Source organism: Frankia sp. AiPs1, assembly GCF_023716945.1.
Taxonomy (GTDB): domain Bacteria; phylum Actinomycetota; class Actinomycetes; order Frankiales; family Frankiaceae; genus Frankia.
Map to the genome: position 1 here is coordinate 1 of NZ_JAMQQF010001028.1, position 1,025 is coordinate 1,025.

The following is a 1,025-nucleotide window of genomic DNA, read 5'->3' on the forward strand; positions in this document are numbered from 1 at the left end:
GCGCCAGGCCCCGCAGGGCGTCGGCCGCCCGGCGCACGTCGCCCTCGAACCGGCCGCGCGCGATGTCGACGGCCACGTCCAGCTTGCCGAGGAAGCGGGTGAACGCGGCCGTGCCCGGCCCGAGGGTGCGGGTGACCGCCTCGCCGAACGTGTCGGACGAGCGCGCATCCCCGCCGGCGGAACCGGCGTCCCCGGGACCGTGGGCGGCGGCCACCACCGAGTCGGGTGAGGAGGCCAGCAGCCGCACCACCGAGTCGCGCACCCGCAGCCAGGAACGCAGGTCCGCCTCCAACCCGGGTGGCAGGTCCGCACCCTGACGGCTGTCGAGGGCCACGACGAGGGATCCGCGCCGGGTGACCGGTTCGGGCGGCAGGCGGTCGCCGGCCGAATCGAAGCCCAACCCCCGGGTCACCCAGGCGAAGTGTTCGTCGAAGCGGACGCCGTTGCCCAACGCGGTCAGCGACAGGTTCTCGTCGACCCGGGCCTCCAGGGCGAGGGTCTTCGACCGCGCGAGCAACGTCATCTGCCGGTAGCCGGCGTCGCGGGCGGTGTCCAGGCGGGTCTGTTGGGTGCCGAACGCCACCGCCGTCCACACGACCGCCGCCAGTACCGCGCCCGTCGCGACCACCAGCCCGGGATTGATCAACCGGTTCGTGCGACGCACGAGCAGCAGCTGCACGCCGACCAGTGCCCCCAGCGCGAAGCAGGCGGTGATCACCACGGCCCACTCCCCCTGCGAACCGGTGGCCCGCTCGTAGGCGAGGTCGACGGCGTCGGCGTAGCGGGCGACGAGGACCTCCGTCGAGGGGAGGATCTCGGTGCGCATCATCGTCGAGGCGGCCCGCAGGTTGGCCTCGCCCACGGACAGGCCCGCGCGGTTGTTCGCCCGGGCCCGTTCCACCATCCCGTTGTAGACGGGGATGCCCTGGGCCAGCAGGTCCAGGGGACATGCCGCGGAAGCCGTGGACGCCGCGCCCCCCGGCGAGGCGCCCGGCGCGCCGCCCGAAGGCCCCCCGGCTCCCGCG

Annotated in this window: 1 pseudogene; it reads right to left on the reverse strand. The window is 75.0% G+C overall.

Going from position 1 to position 1,025, the window contains the following annotated elements:
- Positions 1 to 1,025 (reverse strand): annotated as a pseudogene (locus tag ND748_RS32635) (hypothetical protein); the annotation flags it as partial.